Genomic DNA, 22,026 nt, shown 5'->3' with positions numbered 1-22,026 from the left:
CACTTTCATTAGCTCCAAGCAAAGAAGAAGCCTGCTTTTTTACAGCTCTATAATAGGAATAAAACCACATAAGCACAGTAAAGAGCGAGCACACTGCATAAGATGAGAATGGTTTCAAAAAGCCCGCCTGATTTTTTGCGTACTGATGTTCTTTTCGCAGCAGCAACTCTTGATCGTGAAGGTACGGCCTGTTGATGTTGGGAAACAGCTGGCTTTTGCCTAGTTTGCTGTGATGGCTTCTTTTGTCGTGATTTTCTTGAAGCAAGCAATTGTCCTTCTTTCAGCATCGCGCTTTTCATGTCTGCCGCTGATTGATATTTGCCTTGGAGAGCCGCTTTTAACACCCTCTCATATCGCTTTAATAAAGGATGTCCTTCAATCGCCCGATAAAGCTGCTTTTCTGGTTCTGCCCCTTTTTTAAATTCTTTTTTATAGGCACAGTTCACCATGACCATACTTAAAGCAAATAGATCATAAGAAGGTTCTGCTTTTCTTGTACCGAAGCCCCAGTAGCCGCGGTCAAAAAACTCGGTGTATTCCTTAATCGCCCTTCCTGCCTTCGTTGTTCCTCCAACATCAATACATCGAATCGTAGCTGGGGGGCCTGAAACGATGAGATTATCAGGCTTCAAGTCACCGAATATCCAGCCTTCCTTATGTAAGTGAGCAAGGTTAGACAACAGTTGAATCATGAGAACGACGATCCATTCATCGCCTTTTTGTTTCACAAATTCAAGCAGCAATGGTCCTCTGACATACTCCATGACATAAAACGACCGTTTCTCTGACATACCAGGATAAAGAGCATCATCCATATCATAAAAAGAAGGCCCCATGGTTTTCACAGGAGCCTTTGAAAAGGATTTTAATACATTGACTTCAGATGCAATGAGCATACTGTCATCACTCACTTTAAGGGCCACTTGCCCCTTTGACGATTCGGCCAGATAAACCACACCGTTCGCCCCTTTTCCCAGCTCTTTTACAATGCGGTAATGTTGTTGATGCCACTTTCCTTTTATCATTGTACCTAATGGGATGTTAGAAGCCGAATTCATCATGTTCTTCCTTCGCTTCAAGCAGCCCTTTTCGTGAACGAACTGATTTGAAATGCTGGAGTGCTTCTCGAATTGCTGGTCCAGTCGGTGTAATTCCTCCTGTTGTCAGCTTCGGGAAAATCGATGATAACGAATCGAACCGAGGCGTCCAGTTCAACACAATTTCTGCATCTGAGTTTTTCCCGGGAAATACACACATCCCAAACTGATTTTCACCAATTCTCGAATTTAGACTAATAGAGAGATCGATGAGTGCTTCTTTGACCGTTGGCAGCTTCGGTTTCATACTTGCACTCGTATCCACAAGCACAAGCACTTGAAGATGAACCGTCTCACCGAGCTCGTCCACAACCTCCATCACTTCTCCACGCTTATCTGGGGGAAGTTCTTCAATTTCAGTATCTTTGCCAAGAATTTGCTGCAATTCTTTATTCACAACACCTTGTAACGTTTGCGTCATCGCCTTTTTTGTCACCATTTGTACGGTTTGAGACAATTGCTGAACGTAGACAACCTGATGAATGCCTCCGCCTGCTAGAGCAATCCCCTCTACTTCTTTCATCGCTTCATGATCGTGTCTGTTCTCTTCCATAATGCCAATGACATTGACTGTGATCCCTTGCTCCTTTGCCAATGCGGCAATCGCAAGTGGGTCTTCCCCATGATTTGAGCAGCCATCTGTAATCAGTAAGATTTGGTTTACGTGACCTTTTCGCATCTTCATTCCTCCTGGGATTGTAACTGAATGCTTATATCCCCATCATCGCCAGAAGAAATTCATATTATACGATATTTCAAGAAATCTCTTGTTTCTGAAGATAGAATGTACCTGTCGGAATGGATGCCCATTTTGGTGTATTGTGGTCGAGCCTAATGACGACAACCGTCATATCGTCATCAATTTGACCTGCTCTTGTGCGAATGACCTCCTCCATTAATAAATCAGCAATCTCTTGCGGATCTTCTGTTTTAAAGCTCTTCATTTTTCGTTTGACCCACAAATCATGATTTTCGATATGCTTTGGTCCTTCAAAGATACCGTCGCTCATCATGATAAGGAGATCTCCTGCCTTCATCTGTTCACTCACCACTTCTACTTCAAATTCATCAATAATGCCAATAGGCAAGTTGCTGGCCTGTACCTTCATCACTTGATCACCACGTTTAATAAAACTTGGAGTGGAGCCAATCTTGAGGAACTTACAGCTCGCATCCTGTAAATCAATGATGGATAAGTCTAATGTGGAATAGATTTCATCTGTTGTCCGTAAAGATAAAATGCTATTAATTGTTTTAATCGCTACTTTTTCATCAATACCAGACGCCAAAATTTTTTCTAACAGCTTGATCGTTTCATTGCTTTCAAAATGGGCTCTTGCTCCATTTCCCATCCCATCACTAATAGCTGCGGCATATTTACCTGCACCCAGCTCCATCATGCTGTAGCTGTCTCCAGATACTAATCCTCCGCCTTTCGCTGCATGTGCTACACCTGTAGACACTCGATACGATTTTGCAGAACCGAATACAACATGACAATAACCTGTTGGATGCTCCGCACACTGCTCTGCTTTGACTAAAACTTGTTCTTCTAAAATATCCGAGAGCATTGGAGCGATGATTTTTTCGCATTCCCCATGACCTTGGCAATAGGGAATTCTCATCTCTATATCAACATTTCCCTGTTCTAAGCTATAAATTTCAACTTGCTGAATTTCAATTCCAAAGTTCTGAAGTGCTTCTATCATCTGCTCTTCCTGAATAAAATGCTGCTCTCTTTCTCGTTTTATTTCCCGGGAAAAATCCTCCATGACTTGTGAGACACCCATGAGTTGTTCAGCCACAAGGCGCCTGCTGTCTTGGACCTTTTTCTTTAAGGTCTGGTTTGCTTTATAGTAAGCTATCTCCTCTTCAATCAATTCTTCTACATGCTTTGATTTTGAGCAGTGCTGACTGAATTTCTTTTTCAACTTCCGGTTATGCTCGTACGTTTTTTCATCAGATTCATGCATAACTTGTTTCATGAGTTCATAGGTTGTATCAAAGTTCTGCACCCAGCATTTATTTTTCTTATAGCACGTTTGACAGGAACGTTCTGTGATCGTACTTAAAAAAAGATCTACATCCTCTTCCTGCTTCTTCTCCTCAGGAATGGATTCGTAAAATGTCGCAAAACTCTCAGACAGCGCATGAAATACATTAGAGAATTGATCTACCTTTTTTGCTGTCACGTCTCGTACTTTTCTAGCATATTGCTGCTGTTCCTGTACATGCTCTACCGTACCAGGAATATATTTTGCCACCTTGGACGTTACTGACTGTGGCGTGAGTAAAAACAGTGCAACTGCGATGAGTGATTCATATAGCGTGGTCATTAGCCCTGCTGACCCTTCACCGTAGAGGGAGATTAGTAAAGAACCCACAATCAAGCCGATGGCGGCTCCTGCTTTTTTCCCCTCTTTTAGTAATCCGCCTAATAAGCCCGAGAAGGCAAGCAGACTCATCTGATAAAGGTTGCCGATGTTGGCGAGACCAAGAATTAATCCAGTTACAACACCCACTGTACAACCAATACTCGCTCCTCCAATAAAGGCAAAGCTCAGCACTACATATCGTGACAAAATATGCTCTGCCTGCATTCCTTGAAATGTGATCCCAGCCAGACCAGTTAAAACTGAAGCGATTAATATCATAAAGCAAATAATTTCTTCAACCTTTAAGGAGTGTTTGATTTTCCTGACTGTAAAGATCGGCAAACTTTGAAGAAAAATCAGTGTCAAAATGAAGGCAAGTCCAGCTTCAACCCCTGACATCACATAGTCATAGCTTTGAACCGCACCCTGCTCGAGGTATACAAAAGCTCCCCTGGTCATCAGCATTGAGAGCACAATCACAACCGGTAATGTTTTCACTGGGTCTTTGATGATAAATGAAACGACCTTTGACATGAGGAGGAACACGATCAATGACGCAAATACGAATAATGCATTTTGAGGTGATATCGTCATCGCTCCAGCGAGTAAAGCAAGACAAGCAAGCATCGCTTTATCCCTTTTAATGAGCAGCATGGACCCAAAGAAAGGCAATGCAAACGGCATAATTTCAGATAAGATAAAGGCTCGTCCCAATAAAAAGCCCAGAACAACATAAATAAACCCTTTATAGAAAAAAAGAGAATGCGTATGATGAAGAAACAGGTTTTTCATCTTTTTTAACCCTGCACTGATTCTTTCAAACCCGGCTCCCGTTAAATCAGTTCTTCTTTCTAGTTTTTCCATCTTTTCATCCCCCACCTGATATTCGTTGCTTGTCATTATAGCGAAGGTGAAAAAGAAATTTTGTCAAAAGAAGTTGTCGTTTCCATAAAACGTTCGACGCTTTATTTGCCAAAAAGGCATACTTTCTTGAAAGTCGATGTCTTTCATCAGAATTTTACGAAAGCACAAAAAAACAGCTTTCCTATAGAAAGCTGTTTTGAAGATGACCCGTACGGGATTCGAACCCGTGTTACCGCCGTGAAAGGGCGGTGTCTTAACCGCTTGACCAACGGGCCTTGCTTATTGTTCTTTTTAAAAGGATAGCGGCGGAGGGGATCGAACCCCCGACCTCACGGGTATGAACCGTACGCTCTAGCCAGCTGAGCTACACCGCCATAATGTAAAATGCGCTAAGAAGCACAAGAACTATAATACAAAGGATTCGCTTGTCCGTCAATAGAAAGTTTTAAATTAAATGGCAAATGCACAAAAAACGTTGAATTTGTATTAAAAAAAGCACCCGCTAAACAGCAGATGCTTTGTTGTGAAAAATATATAGAAAGCAGCAACAAGTTAACCTCTTCTTGCTCCGCGCCCCCCACGTTTTGATTCCGTGTTACGTTTTAAAGATGTTAAGCGATCTTCGCTATCTTTTAAGAATTTGTTCATTTTTTGCTCAAACGATTCCTTCGGACGGAAATCATTTCTGCTCGGTCTTGATTGTTGTTGTTGAGGACGATCTTTTGCTTTTTTAATGGACAAGCCGATTTTACCGTCTTTTTCAACGTTAATCACTTTCACTTCAACTTGTTCACCGACTTTTAAATGCTCATTAATATCTTTTACATAGTTATCGGCTACCTCACTGATATGAACGAGACCAGTTGAACCGCCTGGCAACTCCACAAAAGCTCCAAAATTTGTAATGCCCGTAACTTTCCCTTGTAACTTGCTGCCAACTTCAATCGACATAAAAAAAGTGCTCCTCCTTAGACTTATAAAAAAATCTCATTTGTTCAATTATACATAAACTGAATTTTAAGTGTCAACAAGGCTAATCGCTCTTATTGCCCACATCAAAGATTTTTTCGCCTTTTTTAGACATATAATAGTCCCGTCGTGCCAGTTCGAGTACGTATTCTTTGCTTTTCAGCTTTTTGATTTCATCAGAAATATCTTCCTGCTTTGTTTGTAATTGCTTCAATTCTTTTTCAAGCGCAACCTTCTTCTCTTCTTTTTCTTTCAATGCAGACGATTGCGACCAGAGGGCACTTGTTACCAAAACAGCAAACATGAGCACAATGACTCCAAAAACGGTAAGCCTTCTAAGGAGTCCCCGGCGTTTGCGTTTTAGGCGCTGCGCTTGCTGTTCCATTTGTTTTTGATAATCATTTTGAATTTGTGCGATATTTCTTTTTCTCTCGTTCAAGGATGAAGGCCTCCTCTCTTACTTTGTCCAGAATTGTTTCCATTTCGTTTTCATGGTACGAGATAATTTCTTGATCCCTTGTAAAATTCCTGCTCCTTTTGAGAAAAACAACCTCATTGATGTTCGCCATTTTTCGGGAATTCGATGAATAATGGTCACATTGAGTAACCAAATAAGCGGATAACAAACAATATACAGCACCTTCCACACGAGTCGAAACGCAAAACGAACAAGGCGTAAGAGCGAGTGGAACAAGAACAGAAGAGCACTTATGATCAAACCGACGATCCAGCGAATGGGCTGGAAAACCATCGACATGATCAGCCTTTTCAGGAAGAGAACAGTCTGATAAATACACCTCATCACAAACTTGAGGATGTTCATATACAGCTGTTTCATCAATGCCTGGTACATCGAGAAACCTAGAGCAACAGCTAGAAAAATATAAAGCCTGAATTCTCCCTCATTGGTCAGCAGCAGGACATAAAAGAATAAGAGACCCTGCACCACCCAAAAAAGGAGGTCGTGAATGACCAGCAGCCATTTTGCTGTTTTTTCCCGGTTCACAAACAGCTTGTACGTATCCAGCGATGCGCCCAGCCAGATGCCCATCGCCGCCATCGAAAGCATCGTATAAAACTGGACCGTCAGTGTCATTTAAACAGCTTGCTAAAAAATCCTTTAGCTTTCTCCCCGTGCTGCTCATCTACATAGATTAAGTCAAAGACACGCCCTTTAATGGACACAACGCCCTTTTCTACATCTAAGTTTTTCATTTGCAGATTTTCTCCGCGAATGGCGAGGACTCCCATGACAGTCTCAAGCAGAAATTCTTCATTATCAAAGCTCTCGACCTGTTTGACCCCGGTAATATCTAAATGCTTTCTGTTGCGCATTGTGACATGATGCTCGGCTTCTGATGACAACTTCGTGCCTTGAGGTTGATTATAATATTGATTCATTTATACATCCCCCATATCTCATACTTGCATTGTTACTGCATTGTATGTGACAGGCGGGACATTTAGAACAAGCCCTATTCTGCTGTTTTTTCTTCTTTTAGCACGGTATACATGCCAGCAGCTTCTTCTTTTTTCGTTGTGTCTTTTAACTCGTTGACTTGAACAGTCACAAGCTTTTGGCCAAAACGAATTTGAAGCTCGTCCCCTTCTTTCACGTCAGAGCTGGCTTTCGCCTGCGTGCCATTAATGGAAATTCTCCCTTGATCGGCTACTTCTTTTGCCAATGTTCTTCTTTTGATTAAACGAGACACTTTTAAGAATTTATCTAGTCTCATGTGTGTTCACCTCTTTCTATGCGTTTGGCATCGTTCCACAGATCGTCCATTTCTTCTAGGGTCAAGTCCTCTAGTGAACGCCCTATATCCTTTGCTTTTTGTTCAATATGCTGAAAGCGCCGCATGAATTTTGTGTTTGCAGAAGAGAGGGCGGTTTCAGGCTCTAGATGATAAAATCTTCCAATGTTGACGAGAACAAACAAAAGATCCCCAAATTCATCCTTCATCTGCTTTGTTGCACCTTCATCCGTCTTATCTGCCACTTCCACAAGGAATTCCTGCTTTTCCTCTTCGTATTTGTTCCAAATATCCTCTACTTCTGTCCAGTCGAAGCCCACTTTTGCTGCTTTCTTTTGGAGCTTATAGGCTTTTGTTAAAGCTGGAAGAGTCGTTGGAATGGATTGCAAAATAGATGCTGCACGCTCCGGTTTTTCCTGCTGCTTGATTTTTTCCCAGTTGGCGACGACATCTGATGCTTCAGACACATCCGTATCACCGAACACATGCGGATGTCGTCGAATCATTTTTTCTGTCACATGCTGAATGACGTCATCCATTGAGAAATAACCATCATCTTCACCAATTTGAGCATGGAGTAAAACTTGAAGCAGTACATCTCCGAGTTCTTCAACCATATGATCTGGATCGTCTTCATCTATGGCTTCCAGCAGCTCATAACATTCTTCAATTAAATATGGTTTGAGCGACTCATTCGTTTGTTTTTGATCCCAAGGACAGCCGCCAGGACCTCTTAATGTACGAATGACTTCACGGAAAGTGTCAAATTGTTGATAGAGTAGCTTTTCATCTTGGATTGGAGGCACATAAACACTCGTTAAGTTATTTATCGACACATCTCGATCAAGTTCAAATAAAGGAACACCTGTAATCTGTTCCTGACTGCTTCCAGCTGCCGTTACGATAAAGACTTCATAATCGTCAGGTAGCTTTTCCATGAGGGTCAGCTTCACATTCGAGGCTGTCATCTGATCATATACCTGACAGATCAGCACATGCTGGGTCAACTTCAGATCATCCGCTCTCATATCCCCTGCGTCAACGAATTGCAGCCCTTCAATTGGGTCAATCTGTAAGGAATTAAACGTCGCATCCAAAAAGCTTTGTCCACCAGCGACGTACACCTCAACCCCGCGCTCCTTCTGTTGTGAAACAAGAAGCTGCACTGTCTTTTCCGCTACAAACGGGTGACCTGGTACTGCATACACAATATCTTTCCCCTCAGCCTCTTGGAAGAGAATGTCTGTGATTTCCTCATACACTGCATCAAACTGATCATGCTTTTCATATATCTCATCAAAAAAGGTCAGAGACGGGACCTCCTGCATCAATTCTGCGGTGAGTGGATGATCCTGCGTTCTCATGTATACTTCTTTCGCCTGCTTCAGCTGCTTATATACACCGAGCGTCAGCTGATCCATGTCGCCTGCCCCAAGACCAACGACTGTAATCTTACCTGCCATTTCGATTCCCTCTCATCTGTTTAAAATATAAAATCTTTTCTCCTAATGGAATGAGTCTCCATTCCTCTTCCGTAAATACGTCTAGCTTAAGAATACTATATAAAAAGGCGAAACCACCAATAAAAACTGAAGTCAGGCTCTCTAAAACAGAAAACGGACGTTTCTCAAAGGGAATGACCCAAGAAAACAATGCCTGATATCCAATTAAAACGACAGCCATGAATGCTGCTGATAAAAGAATTTTCACTGGGAATAGCTCTCTTATTGAAATCCACCCTTTATGCTTCAAATACACCGCATTGAGCGCAGCGGCGGCGAGAAACCCACAAACAGTCGACCATGCGGCTCCATAAATGCCGAATAACGGGACAAGAGCCAGCGTCAGACCCCATTTCACCAGTACACTGATCAGGACCACAACAGCCGGGTACACGGTATGTCCCAGACCCTGAAGTAAAGCGGTTTGCGTAATCGCCATTGATGTAAAGGCAATGGATATGCAAAATATTTGCAGCGCATCTGTCCCTAAGTCATTACGAAAAAGCATGATGTTCACAGACGATAAAATACATATAAGACCGACAGCTGAACCAATCCCCAGCACCGATGTTGCCTTAAACGATGTACGTACTTTTTCACGAATTGCTTCATGCTGCCCTTTTCTTAAGGCCGACGACAAAAATGGAACAAGAGACGTCCCTATACTAATTGCAAACACCGTCCCGAGCTGCAGGAACGGCTGACCTCGGTCATATACGCCTTTTGCCGCCTTTGCATCTGCTTCACTCAGTCCCTCACTGCGCAGCAGCGCATACAGGTGAAAAGCATCGATCATTTGCATCCATAGGATCAGCAATCCACTCACACAAATCGTCAATGTATACAGCACCAAACTCTTCAGCACATCTTTTTTCCGCAGTGTAGCCTGTTTTAATGTCTTGCTCGCTGCCGACCGCTTCCGATAGGTCAGCCAAAGGAAAAGAAGCAAAATGAGTGAAGCCGCACTTCCAGCTATAGAAGAGAACACCGCACCCGCTCCTGTTTCATAAAGCGAATAGCTATGTCTCACAAAATAGAAAGATAAAACAAGCAGGACGCTTACTCTGATGAGTTGCTCAGCCAATTGAGAGACCGCAGTGGGGAGCATCAGCCCATCACTCTGAAAAACACCCCTCAGCATCACGGTAAGCGGCAGAAATAAAAACACAAACGAACTCATCTGGATGAGCAACATTAATTGACTGTCCGCCATGAGATTCGCAATTGTGCCTGCTCCTATGTATAAACAAAGAAATAAGGCCAAGCTCAGCAAAGTGATATACACCAAGGATACCTTTGTAATGATTCGGCGATTCTCCTCACCATGCTCGCTCAGAAGCTTGGACACCATTACAGGAAAACCAGTGGTGCCGAGCATGATCGCAATGCCAAGAAAGGGATAGACCTGCTGATAAATATAAAAACCTGTGTCTCCTACGATATTTTGAAAAGGGACACGATATACGGCACTCAGTACCTTTGATAACAAGCCTGCGATGGTTAAAATCACCGCACCTTGGAAAAGCCAATGCGGCTGATTTACAGCATTTTTCATGGATGACTCCTTTATGTTCAATCAAAAAATATACCTGCATTTAAACGTACTCATTATATCATACGTGACTGGCAAGCCGTTTCTTTCTAAGGAGTAGACGATACATTCATTGTTTTGTTTCATCCCATATAAAAAACGCCGACAAAATCAGATGATTTCATCGGCATTCTTTCGTTTTATCAAAATGATATAGATTTATTAGACCTAATGTTCCATTTGACGGGCTAAGAAGCCAGCTGCCGTTTCTGCCGCTTTATGCTCCACTTCTCCCATTGAACGCTCTTTAGAAAATAAGACGACGGCGCCAATTGGATCTCCGTTTGCAACAATAGGTGCAATGGTATAAGCTGATACATCATCATCAATACCATCCACAAGCTGAATTTCTTTCTTGCTGTCCTCTAATACAGAATTACGCTGATCCATTGTTCGTTCAAGTAAATCACTAATGGATTTGTTTAAGTACTCTTTTTTTGAACTGCCGGATACAGCAATATACGTATCACGATCACAGATGAGGATAGAATGACCCAAACTGTCGAATAAAGCATCAGCATATTCCTTCGCAAAGTCTCCTAGCTCACTAATCGGTGAATACTTCTTCAAAATCACTTCTCCATCGCGGTCGACGAAAATCTCAAGCGGATCTCCTTCCCGGATGCGCAATGTTCTGCGAATCTCCTTCGGTATAACCACTCTACCTAGATCATCGATGCGGCGTACAATTCCAGTTGCTTTCATTCACTGCTGCCTCTCTTTCGTTTGATGATGTGTTGGGTGAATGGAACAAAAGCGTCCACTTTATGCAACATTCACCACTTGACCCTGAGATTAGTATCCGTCACATCAAACGTAATATACACGAGAGACCAACAAAATTTTATGAAGATGGAATGGTTTCTTTTTTCACATCTTGAAGACCTCGAAGCATACGAAGAATGACTTCAAGCCACTCCTCCGTTTTCTTGCCTTTTGTTTGGACAGAAATAATCAGCTTGCTGCCTTCCATGCCAAGACCGATATCACGTCCATATTGACTGCCAAGCTCAAATAATTTTTGACCATCGATGTCGCTGCTTGCTTTTTCATCGAGAGTGAGTCTAACAATGCCTTTCTCCATCTTGATCAACTCGACACGTTCCTGCACAGCGTACACCTTCATCGTCGCAATCGTGAACAAATCAGCCACTTCTTGCGGATATTCTCCGAATCGGTCAATCATTTCATCTTGAAGCTCTTTCCGCTCTTCTATTGATCCAATCGCTCTAAACTGTTTATACATCTCGATCTTTTGTTTGCCATCAGAAATATAGCTATCTGGAATGTAGGCATCAATTTGGAGATCAATTTCCGGCTCAAATTTTTCTTGAGCAGTCGTATCGCCTCTTCTTTCTTCAATGGCTTCTTTCAGCATTTGAGAGTAAAGGTCGAATCCAACAGAATCAATAAATCCATGCTGCTGTGCACCAAGTAAGTTCCCTGCTCCTCGAATTGTTAAATCACGCATCGCAATTTTAAAGCCTGATCCAAGCTCAGTGAATTCTTTAATGGCTTGAAGTCTTTTCTCAGCTACTTCAGAAAGCACTTTATCTTTTCGATAAGTGAAATAAGCATAGGCCACACGATTCGAGCGCCCAACTCGTCCTCTTAACTGGTACAGCTGCGAAAGCCCCATTTTATCAGCATCATGAACAATGAGCGTGTTCACATTTGGTATGTCTACGCCCGTTTCGATAATGGTTGTACTAACGAGTACATCCGATTCACCTTCTAGGAAATTAATCATCACGGATTCCAGCTCGTTCTCACTCATTTTCCCGTGTGCGTAGCTTACTTTTGCGTCTGGAACAAGCATCGAGATTTCATCTGCTTTTCGTTCAATATCCTCCACTCGGTTATAAAGGAAGTACACTTGACCGCCTCTTGCCAGTTCTCGCTCAATGGCTTCTCTAACTAACGCACCATTGTACTCGACAACATAGGTTTGAACTGGGAAACGGTTCTCAGGTGGCGTTTCAATAACAGATAAGTCACGTACGCCAAGCATCGACATATGAAGCGTACGAGGAATTGGCGTTGCCGTTAACGTCAGCACATCAATATTGGCTTTCATTTGCTTAATTTTCTCTTTATGCGTCACACCAAAGCGCTGCTCTTCATCGATAATTAACAGTCCTAAATCCTTGTACACAATGTCTTTTGAAAGAAGACGATGCGTCCCAATGACCATATCAATGGTTCCGTTTTTCAGCCCTTTTAAGGTTTCTGTTGTTTCTTTTCGTGTACGGAAGCGGCTAAGCTGAGCGATTTTAACAGGATAGTCTTGGAATCTGTCCATAATCGTGTCAAAATGCTGCTGCGCTAAGATCGTTGTTGGTACAAGCAGTGCCACCTGCTTCCCGTCAGCAATAGCTTTGAAGGCCGCTCGAATCGCCACCTCTGTTTTTCCATAGCCCACATCTCCACAAAGCAGACGATCCATCGGGCGCTCCCGCTCCATGTCTTGCTTGATTTCATGAATCGAGCGAATTTGATCATCTGTTTCTTGGTAAGGGAATGCAGATTCAAACTGGCGCTGCATCTCATGGTCAGGCGAGAAGGCATACCCTTTGCTTGCTTCACGTTCTGCGTACAGCTTAATCAGATCATCTGCAATGTCCTGCACAGATGATTCTACTTTTTTCTTCACGCGTTTCCAGTCGCTGCCGCCTAATTTGTATAGCTTTGGTTCTTTTCCTTCTGACCCTACATACTTCTGCACCTGATCAATTTGTTCAACAGGGACATAAAGCTTGTCGCTTCCTTGATAATGAATATTTAAATAATCTTTATGAATGCCGCCAATTTCAAGCGTTTCAATTCCTAAATACTTACCGATCCCGTGGTTAATGTGCACCACATAATCGCCCACTTGCAGCTCTGAATAGCTTTTGATTCGCTCTGCGTTTGTCAGCTTTTGCTTACGTGCCTGCTTCTTCACACGTTTCTTGAAAAGTTCACCCTCTGTAATGACAGCAATTTTGGATAAAGGTAGTTCAAAACCGGTTTGAAGCTCACCTTGTAAAATATATACTTGCCCGCTGACAAGCTCAGCATCAGGTTTAGCAAGAGCTGCTTCAATGTCATAATCATGCAAGACAGATGACAACTTCTCTGTCCGCTCTTCATCCGCACCTAAAAAGACAACCGTATAATTCTGCTTTTTGTAGCGTTCAATTTCACTTGCAAGCACATTCATCTGGCCGTGGAAATTCTGCATTTGCTTACTAGATACATTGACGATATTTTGCGGATTGGTCTGCTGAACATGTCTCAAAAATAAGGAATAGTACAGAATCGATCTCGATTGCTGATTGAACAGCTCTTGAAATGGGAAGGAAAGGGCTAGATCATGCAGAATATTCCCTTCTTCCAGCAGACTAATTGTCCAATCTGCTTCTTCCTGTTCAAGCTGTTCTTCCATCTCCTGAATTCTGCTGATTTCATCTAGAATGATAATCGTATCCTGCGATGTATAATCTAGCAAACTAGCAGGCTTTTCATAGAAATAGGACAGATACTTCGTCATTTCTTGTGTCACAATACCTTCTAGCAGCTTCTCACGATCAGCAGAAATATTCTGATGGAGCAGTTCTTTTTGTTTATCCGAGTTGAATTTCTTTAAGCTACTGGCAAGACCTTCGTCAAGCTGTTCAATCGCTCTCACTCGTTCAGGCCCTCTTACAATCAGCTCTTTCGCCGGGCCAATCTTGATTTCTTGAAGTGTTTCCAATGAACGCTGCGTGTCAGAGTGGAAGGACCGAATAGAATCCACTTCTGTATCAAACAGCTCTATACGGATCGGGTGGTCTTCCGTTAACGCATAAATGTCAATGATTCCTCCGCGCACACTAAAGTCTCCGGGCGCAGCGACCATGGACGTCCGGTCATAACCGATTTGCACGAGTTGTTTTGAAAACGCCTCCAAATCAATTTCTTCACCAACCTTTAAATGGATCTGACTCTCCTTCCAGAGCTCAACAGGAGGAAGCATTCTACGCACTGCAGCTGCTGGGGTCACGACAATCGGATTTTCTCCATTCGCGAGACGATTCAATACATCAAGACGCTGCGCTCTAAGCTCAGGGCTTGCCACAGCAATTTCAGATGCAATGAGTTCATTGACAGGATAAAGAAGGACCGAACGATCTGGCATCACACTTGCTAGATCATCTGTGACCTTCTGCGCTTGATATAAGTTATGTGTCACAATAAACATCGGCCGCTTTAATTCGTCTGATATGGCGGCTGTAAATAAAGATCTGACGGAGCCTGATAGTCCGGCGAGCAGTTGTTCTTTTAAACCTTCCTTTAGCCCATTAAAAATGGACTGAAAATCATCACTTTGTTTGATAAATGATTGTATATTTTTCATTTGGCTCCTCCTCCCTGCTTGTTTAAAACAGAAAAACGCTTTGGTCTATTATCTACACCAAAGCTTTTTATTGAATAAAGGTATGATACTGATGGTAATCAGGATTTCTTTCGAGCGCCTCTTGGCAATCCTCACAAATGGTTTGTACATGTAAATCACCATTTTCCCTATAAGAAATCATATCGTTTCTTTCCTCATTTGTTAAGTGATGAAATCCAAGTGCTTCACTTTGGACAGCGGATTCATCTAGACTGCCAACCTTTACACCACAGTGCCGGCAGTAATAGTGCAAAGCCATACGTGATCCTCCCATGCTGAGATTTTATGATCAGTATGTGCTTTGCTTATCATTCTTATACCTTCTTGTTAAAATCATTCATCACTTCTAAAAATGGCTTTGTTAAAGCCGCTTCACAAGCTTCAACAGATGCTTGAATAGCAGATGAGATATCAGGCTGTTCTTCCTCTGAGAAGCGTCCTAGTACGTAATCGACGACCTTCATGCCGTTTTGTGGACGGCCAATGCCGATACGGAATCTGTCAAACTCTGGTGAACCTAAATGCTGAATCAACGATTTGATTCCGTTATGTCCGCCTGCACTTCCTTTTGTACGCAAACGAATCCGTCCCGTTGGCAAATCAAGATCATCATAGATGACCTTCAAATGTTCAAGGGGTATATCATAGTAATCCATCAGCGGACGCACACATTCCCCCGATAAGTTCATATATGTAAGAGGCTTCACAAGTAGAACCTTTTGCCCCGAAACAAACCCAGTTCCATATTGTCCATGGAATTTTGATTGATTTAATGGGATATCCCATTTTTTTGATAGTTCATCTATTGTCATAAACCCGACGTTATGTCTTGTTTTTTCATATTCTTTTCCTGGATTACCCAATCCAACGAACGCAATCATGAAACCAATAACCTCCTTTGTCGCACATGCACACGCCTAAAAAATGAGCCAATGTGATTGCCTCATGCAAAACGTATGAATTCTTTTCATTCTAGCACAAAAGACGTAACCGCGGGAGGGTTACGTCTCTAATTGACCAGTTATTCTTCGCTGTCATCTTTTTCTTTAATGGCCTCAGGCTCTTGCGTTTCCTCTTCACTATCTGGCTCTGGAACCTCTGATTGCTGAGGCGGTAAGATCGAAGCAACAACTTCTTCTGGATCATTATTAATTTGATACGTAGACTGAACAGACAGATCACCAACTGTTAGTACGTCATTTACCTCTAAGTTTGTAATATCAGCTTCAATATTTTGCGGGATATCCTTTGGTTTCGCTGTAATGGATAGCTCAAATAGTGGCTGCTGAAGCACACCGCCATCCTTTACCCCTTTGGATTCGCCAATGAGTTGTACAGGTACATCTGCGTCAATTTCTCGCTGTAAGTCGACCACTTGGAAATCAGCGTGGACAAGCTCATTTTTCAACGGATCTGTTTGCAGTTCTGTCACCATCACATATTTTGTTTCACCGCCAACGTCTAATGTGATGATTGTGTTTTTTCCTTCATCACGTAATGTCTTTAATAAATCAATGCTGTCTAATGAAACAGCCATGTTGTCTGTATTTTTTCCGTATATGACACCAGGAACGTGTCCTGAATGACGGATTTTTTGCAGTGTGGAACGTTTGAAATCAGTTCTTTTATTTGCTTTTAAAGTTGCCATATTCAGCACCATCCTATTTCTTTTTTGTCACTACTTTCATAAATACCCATAACTGAATCATTTTAAACATGTTTGGCTTTCATTTATCACAGCAAAAAGACCCCAAGCTGATGCCTAGGGCCTTTTTCAATCAGAAAATTAGCTGAAAAGGTAGCTCACAGATTCTTCTTCATGTACACGGATGATGGCTTCTGCAAGCAAAGGCCCAACTGAAAGCGGAATGAATTTTCCAACTTTCTTGTCATCTGTTAAGTGAATACTGTTTGTCACAACTAATTCTTTAATTTTAGAGTTTGTAATACGTTCTACTGCTGGTCCAGACAATACTGGGTGAGTACAACAAGCATAGACTTCAGCCGCTCCATTTTCCACAAGTGCATTTGCAGCAAGTGTAATCGTACCAGCTGTATCAATGATATCATCGATGAGAATCGCCGTTTTGCCTTCAATGTTCCCAATGATGTTCATCACTTCAGCCACGTTCGGCTTCGGACGACGTTTGTCGATAATGGCGATTGGTGCTTTCAGGCGGTCCGCCATTTTGCGCGCACGCGTAACACCACCGTGGTCAGGAGACACAACAACGATATCATTCAAGTTTTTCTGTTCGAAATAGTTTGTTAAGATTGGCACAGCCATTAAGTTATCGATTGGAATATCAAAGAAACCTTGGATTTGCGGCGCATGAAGATCAAGTGCAATGACACGTGTAGCACCTGCTGTTTCAAGTAAGTTCGCAAAAAGCTTCGCCGTGATTGGCTCACGAGGTTTCGCCTTACGATCTTGACGTGCATATCCGTAATAAGGGATGACAATATTGACCGTTTTCGCAGAAGCGCGTTTTAGTGCATCTACCATAATGAGTAGCTCCATAATGTGCTCATTGACTGGCGCACTAGTAGATTGAATAACATAACAATCACAGCCGCGGATACTTTCTTCAATATTGATTTGGACTTCACCGTCACTAAAACGTTTAACAGAGCTCTTTCCTACATCAACTCCGATTCGATCGGCAATTTCTTTGGCAAGTTCAGGGTTTGAATTCAAAGAGAATATCTTTAAATTCGCATCAGCATAACGATTAGACATGGTAAACCTCCGGGTATTTGGATTATTTTTTATGAATATTTTTCACATAATCTTCTTTATTGACTTGTCTTGCTCTAGCAATAGACAATGCATCCTGCGGTACATCTTCTGTAACCGTTGAACCGGCTGCAACATATGCCCCTTTTCCGACAGTGACTGGTGCAACGAGATTTGAATTGCAGCCAATAAATGCGCCATCTTCAATCTTCGTTAAGAATTTGTTCTTCCCATCATAATTAACTGTAATGGATCCACAACCAAGGTTTACATCCGCTCCGACCTCTGCATCCCCAATATAGCTAAGATGAGACGCTTTGCTTCGGTCACCGAAAACTGTTTTCTTGATTTCGACAAAATTTCCGATCTTCACTTCATCGCCAATTTTCGACAACGGGCGAATATGAGCAAACGGTCCAATTGTCACATCTACCCCAACTTCACTATCGCAGACAACAGACTGCTTAATGACTGTCCGATCTCCAATTACGCTATCAACAATTTCAGTGTTCGGACCGATTGTGGCATCTGCACCAATCTTTACATTCCCTTTGATGACCGTCCCAGGATAAATCATTGTATCTTCACCAATGACTGAATCTGGCGAGATATACGTGTTCTCAGGATCAATCAAGGTTACACCATTCTTCATATGCTGATGATTAATACGTCGCTTCATGAATTGCTCTGCTTGTGATAGAGCGATACGATCATTGACTCCAAGTGTTTCTTCAAAATGCGGTGTTTGATACGCTGCAACCGTCTGTCCTTCATTCTTTAGAATTTCAATGACATCCGGCAAATAGTATTCACCTTGTGCATTTTCATTTGACACTTGCTCAATCACACGGAAGAGATCTTCATTTGAAAAGCAATAGGTTCCAGTATTAATTTCATTCACTTGACGTTCAGCATCACTTGCATCTTTATGCTCGACGATTTTTACTACAGCACCTGTTTCATCACGAAGAATACGTCCATAACCTGTTGGATCATCCGCGTGTGCTGTCAAAATCGTCACTTTCGCTTGTTGTTTTTGATGCTCGCTTAACATGGCTTCCATTGTTTCCGCTGTCAATAATGGTGTATCTCCACAAATGACAATGGTTGTTCCCTTTTCCTGCGCGAGGAACGATTTAGCTTGTTTGACGGCATGTGCTGTTCCCAGCTGTTCTTCTTGAAGTGCATATTCACTTCTGTCCCCAAGCTGCTTCTTGACGTCCTCTGCTCCATGACCGACAATCGTCACAAGCTTGGCTAAAGATAGCTTTAACGCTTGATCTGCCACATGCTCGACCATTGGCTTTCCGCAAACTGGATGAAGTACTTTGTATAACTTTGACTTCATTCTTGTTCCTTTTCCCGCTGCTAAAATCACTGCGAACCGCTTATCCATTGATTGGCCTCCAATATCCCTATTATCCATAGAAAAATATATCCTAAATAAGGACTGATTTCAAGGATACAAGAGGAAGTACATTAATTTTCTAATGAACGGGAGACATAAGGAACAAGAGAAAAAACGCAAAAAAGACAGCATTTAAAAGAAAACATTCATTTTCTCTTAAAGCTGTCTTTTTAGGTTCACATATCTTTAAGAAGCTCCAGCTTCTTCATATTCAATTGTCTCTTCCTCTTCGCCTAAGCGATGATACTCATTTAAAACAGCATCTTGGATTTTACCCCGAGTGCTTGAATTAATTGGATGTGCAATGTCGCGAAACTCTCCATCAGGCGTACGTTTGCTAGGCATTGCAACAAACAAGCCATTGTTTCCATCAATCACACGAATATCATGAACAACAAATTCGTGGTCCAGCGTGATGGATGCAATCGCCCTCATGCGACCATCGGTATTCACGCGGCGTAATCTTACGTCAGTAACTTCCACAGTAGTTCACCACCTTTTCCCAATATAAAAGCATTAATTAGGTATTCAACGATTGTGGTGATTCTCCTGCTCTTTTTTTAAACTTTTTTTGAAATATCGGGATATTTATACATTTTTTGTCATTTTGATGACGGCGCTTACATCCGTTACGTGAAAAAAGACATCATGACGATGCCTTTTCATACATATAATGAAACCAAACGGCCTCCAAAGAGATGGCCTGTTTATTTCACTAATGCCACAACTTCAATTTCTACAAGTGCATCTTTTGGAAGTCTGGCTACTTCTACACACGAACGAGCTGGCTTATGTGTATGGAAGTATTCACCGTACACTTCATTCACTTCAGCGAATTGTTCCATATCTTTAATGAAAACCGTTGCTTTCACGACTGTTTCAAAGGAAGCACCCGCTGCTTCAAGAACGGCTTTAAGATTATGAAACACTTGATGTGTTTGTTCTTTAATATCTCCATTCACAAAATCTCCAGCTGGCGTTAATGGAATCTGCCCTGAGCTGTAAAACATGTTATTGACGATAATCCCTTGAGAGTAAGGTCCAATGGCTGCTGGCGCGTTTTTGGTTTGAACAACTTTTGTCATATCAATCTCTCCCATTCAAATACATGTTTGATCAAAGCTTAAGCTTTCGAATGAAAAAACTCGTGGAAATTACCTTCATTAATCTCAATGATTTTCTGCTTCATATCAATGGTTGAAAGCTTTAAAAGTGATACATATTCATCGACAAGACGTTCATCTACGCCTTCATCTTCTAATAAAACACCGATCCCTGCAACATTTGCATTAAATTCCTCTAGAAGATTCATCATGCCATTAATGGTTCCGCCTGCTTTCATAAAGTCATCAATAATCAACACATTGGATCCTTTATCTAAGCTCCGCTTTGCAAGTGACATGGTTTGAATTCGGTTAGAAGAACCTGATGCATAATTAATACTCACAGTTGATCCTTCAGTTACCTTATTATCTTTTCTAACGATCACAACAGGCACATTTAAATACCCTGCAACAGAATAGGCAATCGGAATACCTTTCGTCGCAACAGTCATGACAACATCAATCGGTCGATCCGAAAAAATGGTCGCAAAAAGCTTACCGATTTTCGCAAGAATCGATGGATTGCCTAAAACATCAGTTAAATATAAATAGCCGCCAGGAAGCACACGTTCAGGAGTTGATAATGCCTCTCCGATATCGTTTACGACTTCGTCTGCTTCTTTTAAATGAATCTTTGGAATATATTTCACTCCGCCAGCAGCGCCAGGTACAGTAAGTAAAGTCCCTATTCCCTGCTGTTCGAAGGTCTGTTTGATAATCGTTAAGTCTTCACTAATAGAGGACTTTGCAGATTGATATCGCTCTGCAAAAAAAGTTAAAGGTACTAGTACGTGCGGGTGGGTTAACAAATAATTTGTTAAGTCCACCAATCTGCCGCTTCGACGAAACTTCATGAACTTACCCCCAGAACCCGAATAATTTATGAATAATATAACTTAATATACGGATTTAATCAAGGGTATTTTGTTCGCCGATCATGCGGACAGCGTAAACCTGATCGCAAAATCCTCTCAGTCCGTTATATATTCTTTGTACCTTCGATTCATATTGAATCAAGCCAAATACAGTTGGCCCGCTGCCGCTCATTAATACAGCATCTGCTCCGAAACGCTTCATCTGTCTCTTAATCATATCGACTTCCGGATACATCTTTAATGTCACAGATTCCAACACGTTACCGAGTGAGCCGCACATCTCTTTATAATCTTTCGCTTCAATTGCTTCAATCATACGCTGTACATTTGGGTGTTCTACTTTGCTTGCGTCATATTGTCTGTAGACCTCAGCTGTAGATACCCCTATCACCGGCTTCGCTAAAATCACCCAGCAATGCGGCGGTGTCGCAATATGCTTTAGTTTCTCTCCACGTCCTGTCGCTAGCGCTGTCCCTCCGTGTACACAAAAAGAGACATCTGAGCCGATCTCCGCTCCAAGCTCAGCTAGTTCATCTAACGTGAGATTTAACTTCCACAAACGGTTTAAGCCGCGAAGCGCTGCTGCGGCATCACTGCTGCCTCCAGCTAAACCTGCTGCGACGGGAATTGCTTTTGTGATGACAATCGATACGCCTTTTTGAATACCGAATCTTGTTTTTAATAATTTAGCTGCCTGATAAGCCAAATTCCGTTGATCATCTGGCACAAAACGATTATGAGATGATATACGGATTTCGTCTTTGTCCAGCTCCGTCAGCTCTAGTCGATCTGCAAGATCTATTGTTGTCATCACCATCTCCACTTCGTGATATCCATCCGGTCTTTTTCCATGAACATCAAGTGAGAGATTAATTTTTGCCGGTGCTTTTTCTAAAATACGCAAACATTTCACCTACTTCTCCATCTAAACATAAGTATCAATATTGTATCACATTTGATGGATCTGATGAATATTGGCTTTTGCCCCCAGCACACTCACTTTTTCAAGCAAAAAAGACCAGAGACACGCGAGGTATCCCTGATCATTTCTTTATCGTTGATTCTCTTCTTGAGCCATGTGCTGTTGAGCTAATTCAATGGCACGTTTGACCATATTTCCTGCGTCACGCGCACGAATCTCTCCCCAGCCTCCATTTTTGACGGTATCATAAAATCCAAGATCCTTCGCCAGCTCGTATTTGAACTCATCTGACATAATGCCTCGGCGTCTACCCAAACGAAACAGCCCCTTTGGTCGAGAATTCGAATCATCGCCACTCCTTTGTGGCTTTCTTATTTTGCATCGTTTCTCGCCTTTTACCCCTTTCAAATAA

General features: G+C 42.1%; 22 protein-coding genes and 2 tRNA genes. All 24 read right to left on the bottom strand.

The window, feature by feature from the left end:
• Window positions 1–47: 47 nt before the first annotated feature.
• Window positions 48–1,058 carry a protein kinase domain-containing protein gene (locus LCD34_RS10775; RefSeq protein WP_224558972.1) on the bottom strand — a complete coding sequence of 337 codons (1,011 nt, stop codon included), beginning with the start codon at window positions 1,056–1,058 and terminating at the stop codon, window positions 48–50.
• Window positions 1,042–1,776, bottom strand: a complete 735-nt coding sequence (locus LCD34_RS10770; protein WP_008341829.1) for a vWA domain-containing protein — start codon at window positions 1,774–1,776, stop codon at window positions 1,042–1,044. The genes LCD34_RS10775 and LCD34_RS10770 overlap by 17 nt, the downstream gene beginning before the upstream one ends.
• A gap of 76 nt (window positions 1,777–1,852) precedes the next feature.
• Window positions 1,853–4,336, bottom strand: coding sequence for a stage II sporulation protein E (spoIIE, locus tag LCD34_RS10765; RefSeq protein WP_224558970.1), 2,484 nt, complete (start codon window positions 4,334–4,336; stop codon window positions 1,853–1,855).
• A 203-nt stretch (window positions 4,337–4,539) separates the two neighbouring features.
• Window positions 4,540–4,611 (bottom strand) — tRNA-Glu (locus LCD34_RS10760).
• A 25-nt stretch (window positions 4,612–4,636) separates the two neighbouring features.
• A tRNA-Met gene (locus LCD34_RS10755) sits at window positions 4,637–4,710 on the bottom strand.
• Between the two features lie 178 nt (window positions 4,711–4,888).
• Window positions 4,889–5,287, bottom strand: a complete 399-nt coding sequence (locus tag LCD34_RS10750) for a S1 domain-containing RNA-binding protein (protein WP_003217901.1) — start codon at window positions 5,285–5,287, stop codon at window positions 4,889–4,891.
• 82 nt (window positions 5,288–5,369) lie between these two features.
• Window positions 5,370–5,744, bottom strand: coding sequence for an FtsB family cell division protein (locus tag LCD34_RS10745; protein WP_007496186.1), 375 nt, complete (start codon window positions 5,742–5,744; stop codon window positions 5,370–5,372).
• A gap of 18 nt (window positions 5,745–5,762) precedes the next feature.
• Entirely contained in the window at window positions 5,763–6,401 is a 639-nt protein-coding gene (yabQ, locus tag LCD34_RS10740; protein ID WP_007496188.1) for a spore cortex biosynthesis protein YabQ, read from the bottom strand.
• Complete coding sequence (gene yabP / locus LCD34_RS10735) at window positions 6,398–6,706, bottom strand: sporulation protein YabP (protein ID WP_007496190.1); 309 nt, start codon at window positions 6,704–6,706, stop codon at window positions 6,398–6,400. Before yabP ends, yabQ begins: the two co-directional genes overlap by 4 nt.
• Window positions 6,707–6,780: 74 nt before the next feature.
• Window positions 6,781–7,041 (bottom strand): RNA-binding S4 domain-containing protein, encoded by a 261-nt coding sequence (locus LCD34_RS10730; RefSeq protein WP_008341839.1) that lies wholly within the window; start codon window positions 7,039–7,041, stop codon window positions 6,781–6,783.
• A complete protein-coding gene (gene mazG / locus LCD34_RS10725) occupies window positions 7,038–8,522 on the bottom strand; it encodes a nucleoside triphosphate pyrophosphohydrolase (protein ID WP_224558967.1) in 1,485 nt (494 codons plus the stop codon). Before mazG ends, LCD34_RS10730 begins: the two co-directional genes overlap by 4 nt.
• Window positions 8,512–10,116 (bottom strand): polysaccharide biosynthesis protein, encoded by a 1,605-nt coding sequence (locus LCD34_RS10720; protein WP_224558955.1) that lies wholly within the window; start codon window positions 10,114–10,116, stop codon window positions 8,512–8,514. The genes mazG and LCD34_RS10720 overlap by 11 nt, the downstream gene beginning before the upstream one ends.
• A 204-nt stretch (window positions 10,117–10,320) precedes the next feature.
• Window positions 10,321–10,857 (bottom strand): stage V sporulation protein T, encoded by a 537-nt coding sequence (spoVT, locus tag LCD34_RS10715; protein WP_007496196.1) that lies wholly within the window; start codon window positions 10,855–10,857, stop codon window positions 10,321–10,323.
• A 139-nt stretch (window positions 10,858–10,996) separates the two neighbouring features.
• The gene (mfd, locus tag LCD34_RS10710) at window positions 10,997–14,530 is read right to left on the bottom strand and encodes a transcription-repair coupling factor (RefSeq protein ID WP_008341846.1); all 3,534 of its coding nucleotides are present in this window, start codon (window positions 14,528–14,530) and stop codon (window positions 10,997–10,999) included.
• A 67-nt stretch (window positions 14,531–14,597) separates the two neighbouring features.
• A complete protein-coding gene (locus tag LCD34_RS10705; protein WP_003217967.1) occupies window positions 14,598–14,828 on the bottom strand; it encodes an anti-sigma-F factor Fin family protein in 231 nt (76 codons plus the stop codon).
• Between the two features lie 55 nt (window positions 14,829–14,883).
• Entirely contained in the window at window positions 14,884–15,450 is a 567-nt protein-coding gene (gene pth, locus LCD34_RS10700; protein ID WP_007496201.1) for an aminoacyl-tRNA hydrolase, read from the bottom strand.
• 140 nt (window positions 15,451–15,590) lie between these two features.
• A complete protein-coding gene (locus LCD34_RS10695; protein ID WP_224558953.1) occupies window positions 15,591–16,217 on the bottom strand; it encodes a 50S ribosomal protein L25/general stress protein Ctc in 627 nt (208 codons plus the stop codon).
• A gap of 138 nt (window positions 16,218–16,355) precedes the next feature.
• Window positions 16,356–17,309, bottom strand: coding sequence for a ribose-phosphate diphosphokinase (locus LCD34_RS10690; RefSeq protein ID WP_003217907.1), 954 nt, complete (start codon window positions 17,307–17,309; stop codon window positions 16,356–16,358).
• Window positions 17,310–17,331: 22 nt separating this feature from the next.
• A complete protein-coding gene (gene glmU / locus LCD34_RS10685) occupies window positions 17,332–18,702 on the bottom strand; it encodes a bifunctional UDP-N-acetylglucosamine diphosphorylase/glucosamine-1-phosphate N-acetyltransferase GlmU (protein ID WP_224558951.1) in 1,371 nt (456 codons plus the stop codon).
• A gap of 198 nt (window positions 18,703–18,900) precedes the next feature.
• Window positions 18,901–19,197 (bottom strand): septation regulator SpoVG, encoded by a 297-nt coding sequence (gene spoVG / locus LCD34_RS10680; protein WP_008357439.1) that lies wholly within the window; start codon window positions 19,195–19,197, stop codon window positions 18,901–18,903.
• Between the two features lie 224 nt (window positions 19,198–19,421).
• A complete protein-coding gene (gene ridA, locus LCD34_RS10675) occupies window positions 19,422–19,799 on the bottom strand; it encodes a 2-iminobutanoate/2-iminopropanoate deaminase (protein WP_008341860.1) in 378 nt (125 codons plus the stop codon).
• A gap of 38 nt (window positions 19,800–19,837) precedes the next feature.
• Window positions 19,838–20,671: a pur operon repressor gene (gene purR, locus LCD34_RS10670; protein WP_007496210.1), complete on the bottom strand. Its 834-nt coding sequence runs from the start codon at window positions 20,669–20,671 to the stop codon at window positions 19,838–19,840.
• Between the two features lie 55 nt (window positions 20,672–20,726).
• The gene (gene ispE, locus LCD34_RS10665; protein WP_144684915.1) at window positions 20,727–21,596 is read right to left on the bottom strand and encodes a 4-(cytidine 5'-diphospho)-2-C-methyl-D-erythritol kinase; all 870 of its coding nucleotides are present in this window, start codon (window positions 21,594–21,596) and stop codon (window positions 20,727–20,729) included.
• Between the two features lie 147 nt (window positions 21,597–21,743).
• The gene (locus tag LCD34_RS10660; RefSeq protein ID WP_017366434.1) at window positions 21,744–21,929 is read right to left on the bottom strand and encodes a small, acid-soluble spore protein, alpha/beta type; all 186 of its coding nucleotides are present in this window, start codon (window positions 21,927–21,929) and stop codon (window positions 21,744–21,746) included.
• Window positions 21,930–22,026: the final 97 nt, after the last annotated feature.

It is taken from the genome of Bacillus sp. RAR_M1_44, from assembly GCF_020165935.1.
GTDB classification, from domain to species: Bacteria; Bacillota; Bacilli; order Bacillales; family Bacillaceae; genus Bacillus; species Bacillus altitudinis.
The sequence above is the reverse complement of the archived record's forward strand: the minus strand, read 5'-3'. Positions and strand labels throughout refer to the sequence as shown.

What these genes read in the sequence shown, in the direction of transcription:
- LCD34_RS10775 (WP_224558972.1), bottom strand. Translation starts at nt 1,058, where the DNA reads ATGAATTCGGCTTCTAACATCCCATTAGGTACAATGATAAAAGGAAAG.
- LCD34_RS10770 (WP_008341829.1), bottom strand. Translation starts at nt 1,776, where the DNA reads ATGCGAAAAGGTCACGTAAACCAAATCTTACTGATTACAGATGGCTGC.
- spoIIE (WP_224558970.1), bottom strand. Translation starts at nt 4,336, where the DNA reads ATGGAAAAACTAGAAAGAAGAACTGATTTAACGGGAGCCGGGTTTGAA.
- LCD34_RS10750 (WP_003217901.1), bottom strand. Translation starts at nt 5,287, where the DNA reads ATGTCGATTGAAGTTGGCAGCAAGTTACAAGGGAAAGTTACGGGCATT.
- yabQ (WP_007496188.1), bottom strand. Translation starts at nt 6,401, where the DNA reads ATGACACTGACGGTCCAGTTTTATACGATGCTTTCGATGGCGGCGATG.
- yabP (WP_007496190.1), bottom strand. Translation starts at nt 6,706, where the DNA reads ATGAATCAATATTATAATCAACCTCAAGGCACGAAGTTGTCATCAGAA.
- LCD34_RS10730 (WP_008341839.1), bottom strand. Translation starts at nt 7,041, where the DNA reads ATGAGACTAGATAAATTCTTAAAAGTGTCTCGTTTAATCAAAAGAAGA.
- mazG (WP_224558967.1), bottom strand. Translation starts at nt 8,522, where the DNA reads ATGGCAGGTAAGATTACAGTCGTTGGTCTTGGGGCAGGCGACATGGAT.
- LCD34_RS10720 (WP_224558955.1), bottom strand. Translation starts at nt 10,116, where the DNA reads ATGAAAAATGCTGTAAATCAGCCGCATTGGCTTTTCCAAGGTGCGGTG.
- spoVT (WP_007496196.1), bottom strand. Translation starts at nt 10,857, where the DNA reads ATGAAAGCAACTGGAATTGTACGCCGCATCGATGATCTAGGTAGAGTG.
- mfd (WP_008341846.1), bottom strand. Translation starts at nt 14,530, where the DNA reads ATGAAAAATATACAATCATTTATCAAACAAAGTGATGATTTTCAGTCC.
- LCD34_RS10705 (WP_003217967.1), bottom strand. Translation starts at nt 14,828, where the DNA reads ATGGCTTTGCACTATTACTGCCGGCACTGTGGTGTAAAGGTTGGCAGT.
- pth (WP_007496201.1), bottom strand. Translation starts at nt 15,450, where the DNA reads ATGATTGCGTTCGTTGGATTGGGTAATCCAGGAAAAGAATATGAAAAA.
- LCD34_RS10695 (WP_224558953.1), bottom strand. Translation starts at nt 16,217, where the DNA reads ATGGCAACTTTAAAAGCAAATAAAAGAACTGATTTCAAACGTTCCACA.
- LCD34_RS10690 (WP_003217907.1), bottom strand. Translation starts at nt 17,309, where the DNA reads ATGTCTAATCGTTATGCTGATGCGAATTTAAAGATATTCTCTTTGAAT.
- glmU (WP_224558951.1), bottom strand. Translation starts at nt 18,702, where the DNA reads ATGGATAAGCGGTTCGCAGTGATTTTAGCAGCGGGAAAAGGAACAAGA.
- ridA (WP_008341860.1), bottom strand. Translation starts at nt 19,799, where the DNA reads ATGACAAAAGTTGTTCAAACCAAAAACGCGCCAGCAGCCATTGGACCT.
- purR (WP_007496210.1), bottom strand. Translation starts at nt 20,671, where the DNA reads ATGAAGTTTCGTCGAAGCGGCAGATTGGTGGACTTAACAAATTATTTG.